The sequence below is a fragment of the Xanthomonas sp. 60 genome, from assembly GCF_011761925.1.
The window spans coordinates 692,878-707,956 of sequence record NZ_JAASQW010000001.1 but is presented as its reverse complement, the minus strand read 5'-3'; the positions used below and the strand labels follow the sequence as shown (position 1 = coordinate 707,956).

Sequence of the window (15,079 nt, the reverse complement as noted above, 5' to 3'; positions counted from 1 at the left end):
CGCCGCCGCTGGCTTGGCCCCTTACAATCGGCGCCATGCACGTTTACCTGCAACACCCTGACGCCGGGCACGAAGCTCCCCGGTTCCTGCGCCTGTCCCTGCAACCGGACCTGTTCGGCGGCTGGGAACTGCTGCGCGAAAGCGGCCGTGTGGGCGGCCGCTCGCAGCTGCGGCGCGAACTTCATCTGCAGGCCGACGAAGCCCATGCGGCCTTTGCCAAGGCACGCGATGGCGAACTGCACCGCGGCGCTGTCCTCGTTTCCAGCAGCGACTGACCGCGCTGCCTCTCCCTCTTCCAAGGATCTCCCGACGTGACCACTCCTCTCCGCAACGATCGCCTGCTGCGCGCCCTGCGCCGCGAACCGGTGGACCGCACACCCGTGTGGCTGATGCGCCAGGCCGGGCGTTACCTGCCGGAGTACCGCGCCACCCGCGCCCAGGCCGGCAGCTTCCTGGCCATGGCCAAGAACCCCGAGCTGGCCTGCGAAGTGACACTGCAGCCGCTGCGGCGCTTTCCGCTGGATGCCGCGATCCTGTTCTCCGATATCCTCACCGTTCCCGATGCCATGGGGCTGGAGCTGTACTTCGTCGAAGGCGAAGGTCCGAAGTTCCGCCACCCCGTGCGTGATGCCGCAGCCATCGCGCGGTTGGGCGTGCCGGACATGGAGCAGGACCTGGGCTATGTGATGGATGCGGTGCGGGTCATCCGCCGCGAGCTTGATGGGCAGGTGCCGCTGATCGGTTTTTCCGGCAGCCCCTGGACGCTGGCCTGCTACATGGTGGAAGGCGGTGGCAGCAAGGATTTCGCGCGCATCAAGGCAATGGCGCTGAACGACCCGCAGGCGCTGCACCGGTTGCTCGAGGTGGTCACGCAGGCGGTGATCGCCTACCTCGGCGCGCAGCGCGCGGCCGGCGCGCAGGCGCTGCAGGTATTCGATACGTGGGGTGGCGTGTTGTCGCCAGGGATGTACCGCGAGTTCTCGCTGCGTTACCTGCAGCGCATCGCCGAAGGCCTGGAACGCGGTGAAGGCAGCGAACGCACGCCGTTGATCCTGTTCGGCAAGGGCACTGGCCTGCACCTGGAAGCACTCTCGCATACCGGCGCCGACGCGCTGGGGCTGGACTGGACCCTGGACCTGGACGAGGCGGTGCGCCGCACGGGCGGACGGGTGGCGCTGCAGGGCAACCTGGATCCGACGACGCTTTACGCCGGTCCGGAGGCCATCGCCGCCGCCGCAGCACGTGTGCTGGACACCTACGCGGCGGGCAATGGGGGATCGCGCGAGGGGCATGTGTTCAACCTGGGGCACGGCATGTCGCCGGACATGGATCCACTGAGCGTGCAGGTGCTGGTGGAAGCGGTGCACCGCCACAGCGCGCGCTGACGCGCGGGGGGAGCGGCAAACGCCGCTCCCGCAGGCCTCGTCCCGGGCCCCGCACGCTCCTCCCGTCCCGCTGGCGGCAGGCGGCCGGCCGGTTGCTTTCCAGGGTTGCCCGGTTACCTGACAGGGTTAGACGGCAAACTGTTGATCGCACTGTGACCGCGGCTGCGCGATCATGGACGCCCCTGCGCCATGGTCCGCTCATGACTTCCACCTACGCTGCCATCCGACCACTGCTGTGGCTGGTTTCGCTGGCGATCTTCATGCAGATGCTGGACGCCACCATCGTCAACACGGCGCTGCCGGCGATGGCGCGCAGCCTGGGCGAGAGTCCGCTGCAGATGCAGTCGGTGGTGTTCAGCTACGCGCTGGCGGTGGCGACCTTCATTCCCGCCTCCGGTTGGATCGCCGACCGCTTCGGCACGCGGCGCGTGTTCCTGGTGGCCATCATCGTGTTCACCCTCGGTTCGCTGGCCTGCGGCCTGGCGCAGTCACTGCATCAGCTGGTCGCCGCGCGCGTGCTGCAGGGCATCGGCGGTGCGATGCTGCTCCCGGTGGGCCGCCTTGCGGTGATGCGCTCGGTTTCGCGCGAGGAGTTCCTGCGTGCCATGAGCTTCATCGCCATTCCCGCGCTCATCGGCCCGTTGATCGGGCCGACGCTGGGGGGCTGGCTGGTGGAGGTCGCCTCGTGGCACTGGGTGTTCCTGATCAACCTGCCGATCGGCGTGATCGGGTACTTCGCGGCCCTGAAGCTGATGCCCGACCACTACGCCGCCACGCGCAGCCGTTTCGATCTGCGCGGCTACGCCATGCTGGCCTTCGGCATGGTGGTGCTTTCACTGGCGCTGGATGGCATCTCCGGCCTCGGCACGCCCCACGCACTGGTAATGCTGATGACCGTGGCCGGCCTGGCCGCGCTGGTCGGCTACTGGCTGCACGCGGCCAATTCCACGGCGCCGTTGTTCTCGCTGTCGTTGTTCCGCGTGCCGAGTTACCGGATCGGAATCCTCGGCAACCTGTTCTCGCGTATCGGCAGCGGCGCGATGCCGCTGCTGATCCCCCTGCTGCTGCAGGTCGGCATGGGCATGAGCCCGATGCGCGCCGGTCTGATGATGGTCCCGGTGGCCGCCGCCGGCATGGTGGCCAAGCAGATGGCGGTGCGCCTGGTGGAACGCTTCGGTTACCGGCGCGTGCTGATGGTCAACACCGTGCTGGTCGGCCTGGCGATGGCCAGCTTCGCGCTGATGGCACCGGATCAGCCGCTGGGCTGGCGGCTGCTGCAGCTGGCACTGTTCGGTGCCGTGAACTCGCTGCAGTTCACCGTCATGAACACCGTGACACTGCGCGATCTGGACCGCGAGTTCGCCAGTCCGGGCAACAGCCTGCTTTCAATGGTGATGATGCTCGCCGCCGGCTTCGGCGCGGCCGCGGCCGGCAGCCTGCTCAGCGCCTTCGGTTCGCACCTCACCGACAACGCAACCGCTGCCCTGCATGCCACCTTCATCAGTGTCGGGGCGATCACCTTGACCTCCACGCTGATCTTCTGGCAACTGCCCGACACCGGCCCCAACCCACGCAAGGTGGAAGAAGTCGCCGAATAGGCGCAGGTTCCTGCCTGCGCGCCCGCTCGGGCTGCGTCAGGGCCCGGTGCGCGGCAACACGCGCGCGATGGCTTCGGTAAGCAGCGCGCCGGTGACTGGCTTGCGCAGGAAACCCTGCATGCCGGCGGCATGCAGGCGGTCGCCCAGATCCAGATCAGTGCGCGCGGTCACGGCGATGAGCGGCAGGGCGTGGCCTTGGTTGCGCAGGTGGCCGGCGAGCTCGACACCATCCAGTCCGGGCAGGTCCAGGTCCAGCAGGCCTACATCGAACCGCGAGGTGGCCACCTCGCGCATGGCCGCCAGCGCGTGGGGCGCGTGCACCACCTCATGACCGCGGGCAGTCATCAGGCCGCTGATGACTTCGGCAACGGTGGGATCATCCTCCACCAGCAGGATGCGCAACGCGCCCTGGCCGGCGGTGTCGAGCGCGGCGTCCTCACCCGTGTGCGCGGTGGCGTCGGGCATTGCTGCCGCCCCCGGCTGCTGCGGCAACGGCAGGTCGACCACGAAACGCGCGCCGCGTCCCAGCTGGCTCTCCACTGCGATCGAACCGCCCATGGCGACCGCAAGTTCGCGGCTGATGGCCAGACCGAGTCCACTTCCCCCGTACTGCGCCGCAGTACGGGCGCCGTCGGCCTGTTCAAAGCGCCGGAACAGACGCTGCTGATGCTCGCTGCTGATTCCCGGCCCGGTATCGATCACCTCGAAGCGCAGCCCCTGGCCATCGTCATACAACCGGGCGTTGAGCGTGATGCGGCCACGCTGGGTGAACTTCACCGCGTTACCGACCAGATTGAGCAGGATCTGCCGCACGCGCATGGCATCGCCGATCGCCACGCGCCCTTCCGGCACCTCGTTGTACACCACGAACTGCAATTGCTTCTGCCGCGCAAGCGGTTCCATCAGCGTGCGTACATCCTGCAACAGCGCATGCATCACGAACGGGCGTGACTGCAGTTCAAGCCGGCCCGATTCGATGCGCGCGAGGTCGAGCGCGTCGTTGACCAGCAGCAGCAGGTGCTCGCCCGCCATGCGGATGGATTCGGTGTAACCCTTCTGGCGCGCGTCCAGCGAGGAGGACAGCAGCAGTTCGGTCATGCCAAGCACGCCGGTCATGGGGGTCCGCACCTCATGCCCGAGGTTGGCCAGGAAGCGGGTCTTGGCCGCCGACGCCTGCTCGGCGACCTCCTGCTTGTGCAGCGCCATCTGGTAGGCATGGCGACGCTGCAGCCGGCGACGGTACAGCCAGGCGAACAGGCCCAGCAGCAGCGCCGAAGCAACCACCAGCACCAGCACCCCCGTGGCGCTGCGCCACCACGGCGGCATGACCTGGAAGCGCAGGGGTTCGATCGCCGACCACACGTGGTCCGCCGAACGTGCCTGCACCTCCAGTTCGTAGTGGCCGGGCGGCAGGCGTGAGAACACCCGTTCGCCGGTCACACCGCCATCGACCCAGTCCGGATCGTAGCCGGCGAGGCGGAAGCGGTAATAGTTCGAGGCGGCGTCGCTGAAGGACAGCAGCCGCGCCACGATGTGGAGGTCGCGGTCACCGTCGGCGACGACCACCTCAGCGTCGTGGGTGAGATCCACCACACGCTCGCCGCGACTGACCTCGACCCGCTCGATGACCAGCGGCGCCTGCACCACCGCCGGCCGCACCTGGGCGGGGTTGAACAGCACCACCCCTGCCGGGGTCCCGGCGGCCATGCGCCCGTCGCGCGCGCGTACCAGCGTGTTCTCGCGGAACTCCTGGCTCGGCAATCCATCGTGCACGCCGTAGAGGCGAACGCTGCCGGCCTTGGGATCGATGCGCATCAGCCCGCGCAGGCTGGTGGCCCACACCAGGCCCTCGGCATCCACGGCCAGCGCGTTGGCCGCCAGGGCCGGGAAGCCCTGCGCGCGACCGATCACCATGCCCCGCTGCAAGGCGCTGCCATCCCACCGCCACTGGCTGATCTGGGCGTCGCGCGCAAGCCATAGCGTGCTGTCGGCCGCCAGATGCAGGGCGTGCACGGCGCCTCCGGGGGCACCAGCAACGTCCACGAAGGCCCTGGCAGCCGGGTCCCACGCCCGCAGCCCGCGGCTGCTGGCCAGCCAGGCGCGCCCGTCAGGACCGCAGATGATCGCCGTGTTGAGCTGTCCAGCCTGGAGGCCCTGGTCGCCGGCCGCGCTCTGGAACTTCAACCGTCCCTCCTCGTCGCGCGCCTGCACGCCACTGGCGGTGAGCGTCCAGACCGTATCGCCGCACAGTGCCAGATCGATGATGGTGCCTTCCAGCACCTGGCCGCGGCTGCCGTCACGGCCCCAGCGGCGCAGCTCGCGGCTGCGCGGGTCATAGCGCAGCAGCGCGTCCAGCGAGCCTATCCACACGCGTCCGCGCCGGTCTTCGGCCACGCTGCTGAGCCAGTGATTGCCGTTGACGAAGGTCAGGTGCTGTTCCACCGCGCCGGTGGCCGGGTCGAACCGGTCCAGCGCACCGTGCGTGCCCACGGTCCAGAGGCCACCGCTGGCGCTGGCCGCCGTGCCAAGCACATAGCCGTTGCGCAGCGAGGAGGGATCGTCTTCCAGGCGCGGCAGCACGGAAAACTGCCACCAGCGCGGCAGCAGATGCCACAGCCCGGCATTGGTGCTGGCCAGCCAGATGCCCCCTTCGCGGTCCTGGAACGCGCCGCTCCAGTTCGGCCGCACCGGGCCACGCGCCAGTGCGCTGTACAGCGGCACCTGCTGGAAGCGCCCATCCACGCCCCGCCCCAGGCCCGAACGGGTATCCAGCCAATAGCTCCCCTGCGCGTCGTGGAGCACCATCCCCAGCACCTGGTCGCCCTGCGGCACTGTCCACGGCTGCGCCTCGAAGCGTCCGTCCGGGCGTCGCACCACCGCACCGGAGAGCGTGTTGATCCACAGACTGCCATCGCCATCAGCGGTCAGCCCATTGACGGTCACCTCGGCCAGCAGGGGCGTGCTGATGCGTTCGAAGCCTTCGCCGGTCCACCGCGCAATGCCCCGTTTGGTGCCGATCCACAGCGTGCCATCGGCCTGCGTGGCAAGGAACGGCACACTGCGCGACGGCAGGCTGTGCGGGTCGCCGGCTTCGGGCAGGAAGCGCTGCACATGGTCATCGTCATCGATGCGATACAGGCCGCCTTCGGCGGTACCGAACCACACCGCACCGTCAGGCGTGCCGGCCACGCTCCACACCGTGTTGCTGGTCATCAGCGGCTGCGTGGCGCGATCGTAGAAATGCAGCGTACGGCGGTCGGCGGACATCCGGATCAGCCCGGCGTTCTCGGTGCCGATCCATAGCCGGTTGCGTGTGTCTGCCAGGACCGTCCAGATTCGGTTGTCGCGCAGCCCGTCTTCTGCACGCCAGACGCGGTAGTTGCGGCCATCGAAGCGCGCCAGCCCATCGTTGGTCGCGATCCACAGGTAGCCGAGGCGGTCCTCTTCCATGCGGTTGACCGTGTTGGAAGGCAGGCCATCGAACACGGTCAGCTGGCGGGGGGTGGGCGGCACGGGCTGGGCCCATGCCACGGCCGCAGCCAGCCAACCCACCATGACCCCTGCCAACGCCCGCGACACCGTCATCCGTGGCTCTCCTCGAAACCAGGTCCGCCCACCGCATGCAGGCGCGGGCGCGGGCACCATGGTACCTGCGCCCGCGATGGCCGCCGCGCTCCCGGGCGGAATGACGACTGATCGCGTCACGTGGCAGCGCGGCGGGACCGCGCACGCGCAATCGCCTCTGCCAGCAGGTCACCCGTGACCGGCTTGCGCAGGAAACCATCGAACCCCGATGCCAGCACATGCTGCTCGGCATAGGCGTCCGAACGCGCCGTCACCGCCACCAGCGGGAAACCATGCCCGAGCGCTCGCAGCTGCTGCGCCAGCGCGATGCCATCCAGTGCGGGCAGGTCCAGGTCAAGCAGGCCGACGTCGAAGGTGGCCGCGCTGACTTCGGCCAGCGCAGCGAGCCCGTGCGGCACGTGCACCACCGCATGGCCGCGCATCCCGAGCAGGCCCACCACCACCGCCGCCACCGTGGGATCGTCCTCCACCAGCAGGATCCGCAGCGCCGAAGCGACATCGTCGCCGGGCGCCTCGTCCATCGTGGTCCAGGCACCGTCGAGTGCCCAGGGCAGCGGCAGGATGACCCTGAAGCGCGCACCATGGCCGGGCCGGCTCTCCACCTCGATGCGGCCGCCCATCGCGACAGCCAGTTCCTGGCAGATCGCCAGTCCCAGTCCGGTACCGCCGTAGCGTGACGCGGTGCGGGGCCCCTCGGCCTGCTCGAAGCGCTGGAACAGCCGCACCTGCTGATCACTGTTGATGCCCGGCCCGGTGTCGAACACCTCCAGACAAAGGCCGGCTTCGGCATCGAGGGTGCGCACGCCGAAGCCCACATGGCCGCGTTCGGTGAACTTGATCGCATTGCCCAGCAGGTTCATCAGGATCTGCCGGATGCGCATCTCGTCACCGGTCGCGCGCAGCCCCGCAGGCGTCGCGCGCTCTCGCACGAAGCCGAGGCGGTGCTGCCGGGCCAGCGGCTCCATCAGTCCCTGCACCTGGTCAAGCAGCAGTTCCAGGTCGAACACCGCGATTTCCAGCTCCAGCCGGCCCGCCTCGATGCGCGCCAGATCAAGGGTGTCGTTGACCAGCCGGAGCAGGTGCAGGCCGGCCTGGTGGATGGCCGTGGCATAACCGTTCTGGCGCTCGTCCAGCGGCGTGGCCAGCAGCAGTTCGCTCATCCCCAGCACACCGGTCATGGGCGTGCGCACCTCGTGGCCGAGGGTGGCCAGAAAGCGGCTCTTGGCTTCGGAGGCATGCTCGGCAAGCTGCTGCTTGTGCAGCGTCAGCTGCCATTGCTGGCGACGGCGCAGGCGCGTGCGCAACGACCAGGCCAATGCGGCCAGCGCCAGCACCAGGCCCAGCGCATAAAGCAGCAGTGCCGGGGTGCTGCGCCACCACGGCGGCACCACCTGCACCTTGAGCAGGACCGGCAGGGTCCAGGCGCCCTCTCCCGCCCGCGCCTGGATTTCCACGGTGTACCGTCCCGCAGGCAGGCGCGACCACGTGCGTTCGCCCTCCGTGGTGGTGACCCAGTTCGCATCGTAGCCCTGCACGCGGAACCGGTATTGCCGCGTTCCCGCACTGGCGAAGGACAGCAGGCGGGCCTCGATCTGCAGATCGCGGTCGTCCGGCCCCAGCCGCGTCGGCTGCGACGGATCGAGCGCCTGCCAGTGTCCGGCGTCCTCGCGCCTTACGCGCATCGCGCTGACCACCAGATGCGAGGTCGGCAGCCCGGTGTCCCCCTGCGCCGGATCAAATCCGACCAGGCCAGACTGTGTCACCGCAAGCACGCGTCCACCTGCGTCCACCGCCGGTGGGCGTCCGGTGAACTCACTGTCCGGCAGGCCATCGCGCTCGTCGTGGATGCGCAGCCGGCGCTGCTGTGGATCCCAGCGCAGCAGTCCGCGCGGGCTGGTGGCCCAGACCTGCCCGGCGCGCGCAACGACCAGCCCCCCCATGCTCACCGGTGGCAAGCCGTGCTCGGCGCCGATGCGCTCCACCAGCGTGAGCGCCATCCCATCCCAGCGATAGCGTTCCAGGGCCCCCATCCGGGCCAGCCAGAGGAACCCGGCGCCCTCCCAGGCCAGGTCGTAGATCGGGCCGGCGTTGACGCCGGGGACGGGCAGGAACGTGTCAGCGTGCAGACGCAGGATGCCCATGTCGCCGACGATCCACGGCTGTCCGCGGTCATCCAGGCGGATCTGTTCGATGGGCGCGCCATCGGGTGCGAGGGTGGTGCTGGCGAACTCGCGCAGCACGCGCCCGCGGCCATCGCGCTGCTGCAGGCCATGGTTCATCACTGACAGCCACACCGTGCCGTCGGGTGCCTGCCGCATCAGGTCGATGCGCTGGCGCAGATCGGCGCCACCGCGCACCAGCCAGTCCGTGTGGCGGCCGCGGCGTGGATCATAGACCGTGATGCGGCCCGCACGCCCCAGCCAGACGGTGCCGTCCGGCCGCGGCAGTACCGACCACACCGCACCGCTGCCGATGCGCGAATCGTCCACCAGCAGGGAAAGCGTGCCCTGCGCATCGAGCCGGTAGACGGCGTGGGCCGCGCCCACCAGGAAGCCCTGACCATCACTGGCCGCGCTGAGCAGATACTGGCTGTCCAGCGGCTTTCCATCCAGCTGCGACCACGTGGAAAAGCGCCGCCAGTCCGGCGGCAGGTACGCCACCCCCTGGGTCAACAGCGCGATCCACAGGCCGCCTTCGTGGTCCTGCAGCATGTCCAGCACGCCGCTGTGGGCGGTGAGGAAGCCGCTGCCCCGATCACCTTCCAGGCGCCGCAGCTGCGCCGCGTCGCCGCGCAGCAGACCATCGGAGGTGCCCAGCCAGTACCCTCCCAGCCGGTCGGCCAGCACGAAGGCCGAGCGCATGGCAGGCGTGTCCGGCCAGGGCGGCCGCTTGACCTGATCGTCGGTGCCGATCTCGAACAGACCCTCGTCCTGCGTCCCGGCCCACACCACGCCGCGCCCATCCTGGCTCAGGCGGACCACCGCGGCGGCCCCCAGCACCGCAGACCCGATGCGGTCGAAGCCGGTGCCGTTCCAGCGCGCGACACCGGCACCCGTGCCGAACCAGACGCGCCCGCGGTCATCGACCAGACTGGCGTAGACCGTGTCGTCGGGGAGGCTGGCCGCATCGTCGGCCGCATGCCGGAACGTGTGTACCCCGCCTTGCCGATCGCGCCGGCACAGTCCATTGGCATTGGTACCGATCCACAGCGCACCGGCCTGTTCGGCCAGCGTCCACACCTGGCCTTCGCACACGCGGTTGACGGCCTCCACGGTTTCGAAGCGGTCGCGCGCCGGGCCCATCGTCACCAGGCCGACCCCGTTGATCCCCAGCCACAGACGGTCGCTGGCGTCGACCAGCAGCGTCTCGATCTCGTTGCCAGGCAGCGCGCCGGGCTGCGCGGGATCATGCCGCCAGCTGTGCAGCTTCAAGCCGTCATAGCGCGCCAATCCGCCATCGGTCGCGGCCCAGATGTGCCCCTTCTGGTCCTGGGCGAGGGCCAGGACCATGCGTGAAGGCAGGCCGTCGGCCGTACCCAGTCGCTGCAGGCGCGGCGTCTCCAGCGGGGTCTGGGCCGTCACGGCCGACACGTGCAGCACCCCGAGCACGAGGGCAAGCATTACCCGCAGCCACCTTCCCTGGATCATCAACCGCCCATTCCATTCCACCCCCAGTTGACGCGATTGTCACACAGCGCAGTGGGCATGACCGCGCCGCGCAAGCGAACAGCGATGTCGCATCCACCCCGGCTCTTCACGCCCTCCGGCGCCTCTGCCACGATCTGTTGCAGCCATGGCACTGCTGGAAGCCCCGACTGCGTGCGTATGATCCGTCCATCCACTCCGGAGATCCGATGTGCTCCCGCGCTCACTGATAGTCCTGCCCCTGCTGGTGCTGCTCGGCACGCTGCCCACGGCCGCCCGTGCCGAGCCGTCTAGCTATCGCCTGGATCCTGTCCATACGCGCGTACTGTTCACGGTCGAACATGCCGGCTTCTCCAGCGCGTTGGGCACGGTGTCCGGCAGCGAAGGCACGCTGCGGTTCGATCCGGACGACTGGGCCAGCGCGTGGCTGGACGTCGAAGTGCCCCTGGCACGCCTTGATCTGGGCGACCGCAAGTGGAACGAGGCGACGCTGGCGAAAAACCTGCTCGATGGCGAGCGCTTTCCGACAGCGCGCTTCGTCTCCGAGCGCATCGAACCGGTGGATGCGCGGCATGCGCGCGTCATCGGCCTGCTGACCCTGCGTGGCGTCACCCGCGAAGTGGTGATGGACGTGGAACTCAACGCGGTCAAGCGCCATCCACTCCCCCCCTTCCGCCGCACGGCAGGCTTCTCGGCGACGGCCACCCTCAGCCGCAGTGCGTTCGGGATCACGGCCTGGTCCAGCATGATCGGTGACACGGTCGATCTTCGCATCGAGGCAGAAGCGGTGCTCGACCGCAACGCGGCGGCGCCGGAAACTTCTTCCCCGTCGCCGCAGTCGCAGTCCACTTCCCCCCAGGACACCTCATCATGACCCTGCGCAATCCCGCCGACCGCTGGGGCCACGTCAGCCAGGCACTGCACTGGCTCATCGCCGCGTTGATCCTCACCTTGGGCGTGGTCGGGCTGACAATGGGCGAACTGCCCAGGACGCCGAAGTATTTCTGGGTCTACACCGCGCACAAGTCGCTGGGCATCACCGTGCTGGCGCTGGTCGTGCTGCGCCTGGCCTGGCGCCTGGCGGCCGGCAGGCCCGAGCCCGTCCCCGGTACGCCCAGCTGGCAGGAACGCATCGCCGCGGCCACACACGGCCTGCTGTACGTGCTGATGTTCGCCCTTCCCCTGTCCGGCTGGCTGTACGACTCGGCCAGCGGCCTGCGCCCCTTCCGCTGGTTCGGCCTGGTCGATGTGCCCAAGCTCAGTGGACCGGACCCGCAGGCGGTCGCGGTGTCGCATGCCATCCACGAATATGGGTTCTGGCTGCTGATCGCCGTGGTCCTGGCCCATGCCGGCGCGGCCCTGTTCCATCATTTCCACCAGCGCGACACCACCCTGGTCCGCATGCTGCCCAGCGGCTGGATCGCGCCTCCCCAGAAGGATTGATCGATGACCCCCAAGTTCAGCTCCCCCGCGGCCGTGGCCGCCGCCCTGGTCGGCCTGCTCGCCGCCACCGCACCGGCAGTGGCCGCCGATTATGTGCAGGCCCCGGGCTCCACTCTCGCCTTCGGCACCAAGTACGACGGTGAAGTGTTCACCGGCACCTTCCCCGGGTTCGAGACGAAGGTCAGCTTCGATCCGGCCAACCCGGCGGCCGGCCACCTGGAAGTGACCATTCCGCTGGCCAGCGCGCGCAGCGGAAATGCCGACCGTGATTCCACGCTGCAGGGCGCGGATTTCTTCAATGTCGGACAGTTCGCCCAGGCCACCTACAAGGCCACCGGGTTCCGTGCGCTGGGCAAGGACCAGTACGCGGCCGACGGCACGCTGCAGCTGCGCGGGGTAAGCAAGCCGGTCACGTTGACCTTCACCTGGACACCGGGCACTCAGCCGGTGCTGACCGGCAAGGCCACGGTCAAGCGCCTGGACTTCGGCGTGGGCGGCGGCGATTGGGCCGATACCGGCACCATCCCGAACGAAACCGCGATCAGCACCCGCGTGGTGTTGAAGGCGAAGTAAGCGAACAGGGCCCGCCCTGCCCGGCTGCACGGCGAAAGCCACCGCGCGGGGCCGCGCTCTACGGCAGCCAGGCCTCCACCGCTGGCACGTCGAACGGCCAATCCAGCTCGCTAGCACTGGCGGGATGGCGCAGCACCGGAACGCGCCCGCCGTAACGCGCTTCCAGCCCGGCGTCGCCATCGATGAACACCGATTCAAAAGCGGGCGCACGCGCCCGGGACAGCACGGCCAGGGCCAGGTCACACAGGTGGCAGTCGTCGCGCTGGTACAGGATGAACAAGACGCCCTCCACGGATCGGCATGCTGCGCCGCAGCCACGGGCGGGCGGCGGCAACCGGTAGACTAGCGCCTTTCCCGGTACCTGCGGCACGGCATCCATGGCAGTCAGCACCTTCGACGTCTTCAAGATCGGCATCGGCCCGAGCTCCTCGCATACCGTCGGTCCGATGAAGGCGGCCGAGCGCTTCGTGCACCGGTGGCTGCTCGACCCCGGCCGTCTGCAGGACGTGGCCCGCATCCGCGCCGATGTGTACGGCTCGCTGGCACTCACCGGCCGCGGCCACGGCACCGATACCGCCGTATTGCTAGGGCTTGAAGGCCAGCGTCCGAACCTGATCGATCCGGACATCATCCCGACCACCCTTGCGCGCATCCGCGGCAGCAAACGCATCAACCTGATGGGCCAGCACGAGATCGCCTTCGACGAGAAGCGCGACCTGGGCATGAACAAGCGCCAGAAGCTGCCCTACCACACCAATGGCATGCGCTTCACCGCCTACGATGGCGCGGGGGAGGTCATCGCCACGCGCGATTACTACTCCGTCGGCGGCGGCTTCGTGGTCAACCAGGATGATGCGGCCGATGATCGCATCGTGCCGGACGAAACCCCGCTGCCCTACCCGTTCAGGAGCGGCGATGAACTGCTCGCGCAGACCGCGCGCAGTGGCCTGACCATCGCGCAGATGATGTTCGAGAACGAGAAATCCTGGCGCAGCGAAGACGAGATCCGCCAGAGCCTGCGCGAGATCTGGCAGGCCATGCAGGCCTGCGTGTCGCGCGGCATCCGCCAGGATGGCGTGCTCCCCGGTGGCCTGAAGGTCGGCCGCCGCGCACCGGTGCTGTACCGCGAACTCTCCTCCAAGCCGGAAGCGGCCATGCGTGATCCGCTGACCACGCTGGACTGGGTGAACCTGTACGCACTGGCGGTCAATGAAGAAAACGCGGCAGGTGGCCGCGTGGTCACCGCGCCCACCAACGGCGCGGCGGGCGTGCTGCCGGCGGTGCTGCATTACTTCGACCGTTTCTGCCCGGGCGCCACCGAACAGCGCATCTTCGATTTCCTGCTCACCTCGGCGGCGATCGGCATCCTGTACAAGGAAAATGCCTCCATTTCCGGCGCTGAAGTAGGCTGCCAGGGCGAAGTCGGCGTGGCCTGTTCGATGGCCGCCGGTGGCCTGGTCGCCGCGCTCGGCGGCAACCCGAGCCAGATCGAGAACGCGGCCGAAATCGGCATGGAGCACAACCTCGGGCTGACCTGCGACCCGATCGGCGGCCTGGTGCAGATTCCATGCATCGAGCGCAACGCGATGGGCGCGGTGAAGGCGATCAATGCTTCGCGCATGGCCATGCGCGGCGATGGCAAGCACAAGGTTTCGCTCGACAAGGTCATCAAGACCATGCGCGATACCGGCCGCGACATGCAGGACAAGTACAAGGAAACCAGCCGCGGTGGCCTGGCCGTGAATGTGATCGAGTGCTGAGCGCTGCGGCGCGCCCGTCATCGCATCCGCGGTAGGCTCGGTATTTATCGATCGGAGCCCCCCCATGCGCCTGCTGGCCACTGCACTGCTCGCCTGCCTTCCCCTCACCGGCCTTGCGGCCGAGGTCTATGGTCCCCGCCTCGAAGGCTTCACGTATCCGCACCCGGTGAAGACCTTCGCGCTGCAGTCGCAGCAGGCCCACCTGGAGATGGCCTATCTGGATCTGGCGCCCGTCGGCCGCACCGCCGGCACGGTGGTGCTGCTGCATGGCAAGAATTTCTGCGCCGCCACGTGGGAGGCCTCCCTGCAGCCGCTGCGCGAGGCCGGCTACCGGGTCATCGCGCCGGACCAGATCGGCTTCTGCAAATCCAGCAAGCCCGAGCGTTACCAGTATTCGTTCGGCCAGCTGGCGGCCAACACGCACGCGCTGCTGCAATCTCTCGGCGTGGAGCGCGCGCACATCGTCGGCCACTCGATGGGCGGCATGCTCGCGGCACGCTATGCCCTGCTGTACCCGCAACAGACGCAGAGCCTTGCGCTGGTCAACCCGATCGGCCTGGAGGACTGGCAGGCCCTGGGTGTGCCCTGGCGCAGCGTGGACGCGTGGTATGCCAACGAACTCAAGACCGGTTTCGAGAGCATCAAGCGCTACCAGTTGGACGTGTACTACAACGGTGACTGGCAGCCGCGCTTCGAGCGCTGGGCACGCATGCAGGCCGGCATGTATGCCGGCGCCGGCAGGGAGGCGGTGGCCTGGAGCCAGGCGCTGACCTCGGACATGGTGTTCAACCAGCCGGTGGTGCACGAGCTTCCGCGCATTGCGGTGCCCACCACGCTGCTCATCGGACAGAAGGACCGCACGGCCATCGGCCGCGATCTGGCGCCGCCCGCATTGAAGGCGGTGCTGGGCAACTACCCGGCGCTGGGCAAGGCGGCTGCCGCGGCCATACCCGGTGCGCAGCTGGTGGAGTTCGCCGAGCTGGGACACTCGCCGCAGGTACAGGATCCCGACCAGTTCAACGCGGCGCTGTTGAAGGCACTCAGCGCCGCACGATGAGAAGTGAGCGGGGCAGGCCCCTGCCTGCCCCGGC

Annotated in this window: 11 protein-coding genes; 8 read left to right on the top strand and 3 right to left on the bottom strand. The window is 68.8% G+C overall.

What is annotated here, in order from left to right; genetic code table 11:
- The first annotated feature begins 35 nt into the window (after nucleotides 1-35).
- The 3 genes from FHY09_RS03265 to mdtD all read left to right on the top strand — a co-directional run bounded on the left by FHY09_RS03265 (nucleotide 36) and on the right by mdtD (nucleotide 2,983).
- Nucleotides 36-275, top strand: a complete 240-nt coding sequence (locus FHY09_RS03265) for a WGR domain-containing protein (protein ID WP_166924067.1) — start codon at nucleotides 36-38, stop codon at nucleotides 273-275.
- A 36-nt stretch (nucleotides 276-311) separates the two neighbouring features.
- The gene (hemE, locus tag FHY09_RS03260) at nucleotides 312-1,385 is read left to right on the top strand and encodes a uroporphyrinogen decarboxylase (RefSeq protein ID WP_166924064.1); all 1,074 of its coding nucleotides are present in this window, start codon (nucleotides 312-314) and stop codon (nucleotides 1,383-1,385) included.
- 200 nt (nucleotides 1,386-1,585) lie between these two features.
- Nucleotides 1,586-2,983 (top strand): multidrug transporter subunit MdtD, encoded by a 1,398-nt coding sequence (mdtD, locus tag FHY09_RS03255; RefSeq protein WP_166924061.1) that lies wholly within the window; start codon nucleotides 1,586-1,588, stop codon nucleotides 2,981-2,983.
- Nucleotides 2,984-3,019: 36 nt separating this feature from the next.
- Here the strand turns inward: mdtD and FHY09_RS03250 are convergent, their stop codons facing one another.
- Both FHY09_RS03250 and FHY09_RS03245 read right to left on the bottom strand, forming a co-directional pair.
- Nucleotides 3,020-6,568, bottom strand: coding sequence for a hybrid sensor histidine kinase/response regulator (locus FHY09_RS03250; protein WP_166924058.1), 3,549 nt, complete (start codon nucleotides 6,566-6,568; stop codon nucleotides 3,020-3,022).
- Nucleotides 6,569-6,684: 116 nt separating this feature from the next.
- Nucleotides 6,685-10,215, bottom strand: a complete 3,531-nt coding sequence (locus FHY09_RS03245; RefSeq protein ID WP_166924056.1) for an ATP-binding protein — start codon at nucleotides 10,213-10,215, stop codon at nucleotides 6,685-6,687.
- Between the two features lie 208 nt (nucleotides 10,216-10,423).
- On the opposite strand from FHY09_RS03245, the gene FHY09_RS03240 reads away from it, so the two are divergent.
- From FHY09_RS03240 to FHY09_RS03230, 3 genes are read left to right on the top strand one after another with little or no spacing between them, the layout of a single operon-like run.
- Entirely contained in the window at nucleotides 10,424-11,086 is a 663-nt protein-coding gene (locus FHY09_RS03240) for a YceI family protein (RefSeq protein ID WP_456362689.1), read from the top strand.
- Nucleotides 11,083-11,655: a cytochrome b gene (locus tag FHY09_RS03235; protein WP_166924054.1), complete on the top strand. Its 573-nt coding sequence runs from the start codon at nucleotides 11,083-11,085 to the stop codon at nucleotides 11,653-11,655. Before FHY09_RS03240 ends, FHY09_RS03235 begins: the two co-directional genes overlap by 4 nt.
- Before the next feature lie 3 nt (nucleotides 11,656-11,658).
- Nucleotides 11,659-12,228 (top strand): YceI family protein, encoded by a 570-nt coding sequence (locus FHY09_RS03230; RefSeq protein WP_166924052.1) that lies wholly within the window; start codon nucleotides 11,659-11,661, stop codon nucleotides 12,226-12,228.
- Between the two features lie 58 nt (nucleotides 12,229-12,286).
- Here FHY09_RS03230 and FHY09_RS03225 read toward each other — a convergent pair whose 3' ends face one another.
- On the bottom strand, nucleotides 12,287-12,508 hold the full coding sequence (locus tag FHY09_RS03225; protein WP_166924050.1) for a glutaredoxin family protein: 222 nt from the start codon (nucleotides 12,506-12,508) through the stop codon (nucleotides 12,287-12,289).
- A 97-nt stretch (nucleotides 12,509-12,605) separates the two neighbouring features.
- On the opposite strand from FHY09_RS03225, the gene FHY09_RS03220 reads away from it, so the two are divergent.
- On the top strand, nucleotides 12,606-13,988 hold the full coding sequence (locus FHY09_RS03220; protein WP_166924048.1) for an L-serine ammonia-lyase: 1,383 nt from the start codon (nucleotides 12,606-12,608) through the stop codon (nucleotides 13,986-13,988).
- 64 nt (nucleotides 13,989-14,052) lie between these two features.
- Entirely contained in the window at nucleotides 14,053-15,045 is a 993-nt protein-coding gene (locus tag FHY09_RS03215) for an alpha/beta fold hydrolase (protein ID WP_166924046.1), read from the top strand.
- Nucleotides 15,046-15,079 lie beyond the last annotated feature (34 nt).

Bases quoted from the DNA above. Each gene is read 5' to 3' on its own strand.
- FHY09_RS03265 (WP_166924067.1), top strand. From the start codon at position 36: ATGCACGTTTACCTGCAACACCCTGACGCCGGGCACGAAGCTCCCCGG.
- mdtD (WP_166924061.1), top strand. From the start codon at position 1,586: ATGACTTCCACCTACGCTGCCATCCGACCACTGCTGTGGCTGGTTTCG.
- FHY09_RS03250 (WP_166924058.1), bottom strand. From the start codon at position 6,568: ATGACGGTGTCGCGGGCGTTGGCAGGGGTCATGGTGGGTTGGCTGGCT.
- FHY09_RS03245 (WP_166924056.1), bottom strand. From the start codon at position 10,215: ATGATCCAGGGAAGGTGGCTGCGGGTAATGCTTGCCCTCGTGCTCGGG.
- FHY09_RS03235 (WP_166924054.1), top strand. From the start codon at position 11,083: ATGACCCTGCGCAATCCCGCCGACCGCTGGGGCCACGTCAGCCAGGCA.
- FHY09_RS03230 (WP_166924052.1), top strand. From the start codon at position 11,659: ATGACCCCCAAGTTCAGCTCCCCCGCGGCCGTGGCCGCCGCCCTGGTC.
- FHY09_RS03220 (WP_166924048.1), top strand. From the start codon at position 12,606: ATGGCAGTCAGCACCTTCGACGTCTTCAAGATCGGCATCGGCCCGAGC.
- FHY09_RS03215 (WP_166924046.1), top strand. From the start codon at position 14,053: ATGCGCCTGCTGGCCACTGCACTGCTCGCCTGCCTTCCCCTCACCGGC.